This window comes from Nocardioides sp. P5_C9_2, assembly GCF_054049555.1.
In genome coordinates this window covers 1-1,987 of sequence record NZ_JBFUMD010000596.1, presented here as the reverse complement: position 1 = coordinate 1,987, position 1,987 = coordinate 1, and the positions used below count along the sequence as shown (strand labels likewise).

Sequence of the window (1,987 nt, the reverse complement as noted above, 5' to 3'; positions counted from 1 at the left end):
GCGGTGAGGGCGATCAGGATGGCCGGAAGCTGGGCCGTGACCGCCAGCCGTCGGATCGTGCGGCGCCCGACGCCGTTGAGTCGCAGGATGGCGAGGTCCCGGGCCCGGTCGCGCCATCCGGTGAGGGCGAGCACGAGCAGGACGAGCAGTGCGATGAGGATCGCGGCCGGTCCGACCACGGCCCCCAGGGCGAGGCTCCAGGTGGCGACCGTGTCCCGGTACGCCTGACGGATCGTCGAGACGCGACGTACCTCGGCGACGGCGATCCCGCGCTCGCGCAGCGAGGTGCCGACGGCGGCGACGAGGGCAGGATCGTCGACCGACCAGACCTCCACGTGGGCGTCGTGGGTGAACTGTGCGCCGCGGGAGATCGCATCGAGGTCCACCAGCGCCGAGCGGCGGGGCATCGCCGGGACGAGGAGGACGCGGCCCGCGTCCCGGGCCGGCCGCTCGCTGCCGTCGACGCCCGTCACGTCGAGCCCGAAGGCGTCGCGGCGAGCGGCGGGCAGCAGTGCGGGGATCGTGCCGGGCACCCATGCCGGGGTGACCTCGGCGGGATAGATGCCGCCGATGTCCAGACGGAGACGCAGGGCGTCCCCGGACGTCGTGCCGACCGGACGGATGACGGTGTGCTCGTCCTCGGTGGTGTTCCATCCCTCGGCCGAGGACCCCCAGTCGACGGGGCGGCCGTCGACCCGTACGTCGCCGAGGTCGAGGTCGCCGTCGACCCTGACCCCCGGCGGGGCGGTGRGCTCGATCGCGGCCAGCCGGCAGCCGCTGGTGCAGGCAGGGTCCTCCCCGACGAGCGTCCTACGCCTGCCGGGCGGCGGGATCGCGCCGAGGCGGATCGCGCGGCGGGTCCCCGTGGTGGTGGTCACCACCAGCCCGAGATCGACCTCCGACTCACTGCCCAGGGCGTCCTGCGCTGTCAGGTCGCGGTCCGCGCGTGCGACCAGCGAGACCCGCGAACCGGTCAGCTGGACGGGCTCCCGGTCAGGGGGCGCGATGGCCCTCCACTGTGCGGCGGACGGCGCTCCGCGGGGGAAGAAGGCGATCCGGCTGAAGGCGTCCGGCTCCACGGCCAGGGTGGCCTGGGAGACCATGACCGGTGTCGCACGATGACCGGCGGGGTCGACGGCACGCAGTGCCGCGCGTACTCCGTCGAGGTCGCGGCCGGCGACGCGGATCACCACCGGCGCTCCGGCGTCGTGCTCGCTCGCACTGCTGCGGATCCGTGCGCCCACCACGGCGGCGTCGACGGCGAAGACGGCGAGCGCGCTGGCCACGGTTATCACGACGATCACGGCGCGGGTCTCCCGGCGCCGGGCCGTCTCGAGCAGGGTCACGCCGGTGACGAGGTGGCCGCGCCGCAGCTGTCGGCGCCCCGACGCGCCCGCGGTGCGGGTGGCGAGATGGGCCAGCAGCAGGCCGACGAGGAGCGCCACCAGCGCTGGCCCGGCGAGGGCGAATGGCCCGCTCGCGCTCCCGGTGACGAACGCGAGGACAGCGGTCCCGACTCCCGCGACCAGGAAGGCGTCGAGCGCCCCGAGCGCCCACCGGGGCGAGGGGACCCGTCCGCCCCGCACGAGGTCGTCCAACGGCTGGCGGGCGACGCGTGCGGCGGCCGCCACCGCGGTGAGGACCACGGCCACCACCGCGAGGAGGACCGCCGTCGTGAACCCGGGACCGGCTTCGAACGGTGCCTCCCCGGGCAGCAGCCTTCGGGTCAGGGCTCCCCCCACGAGCGCGGCGGCCCCGCCGAGGACGACGCCGACCAGGAGGACGGGGAGCAGCTCGACCAGCAGCAGACCGACCGCTCCGGCAGGCCCGCGGCCGCGGAGCCGAGCGACCGCGACCTCGCCCCGCCGCTGCTCGGTCGCGGCGGCGAGCACCAGCCACAGGACGAACACCGTCAGCACGACCATCGGGGCCATCAGCAGCGGCACGGTGCGGTGGGCCTGGCGTGCCTGCGCACGCAGGTCCTCCG

At 75.7% G+C, this 1,987-nt stretch carries 1 protein-coding gene; it reads right to left on the bottom strand.

What is annotated here, in order from left to right; translation table 11 throughout:
- On the bottom strand, window positions 1-1,987 hold a 1,987-nt coding region (locus ACXJKL_RS20045; RefSeq protein ID WP_457208755.1), incomplete at both ends, for an FtsX-like permease family protein.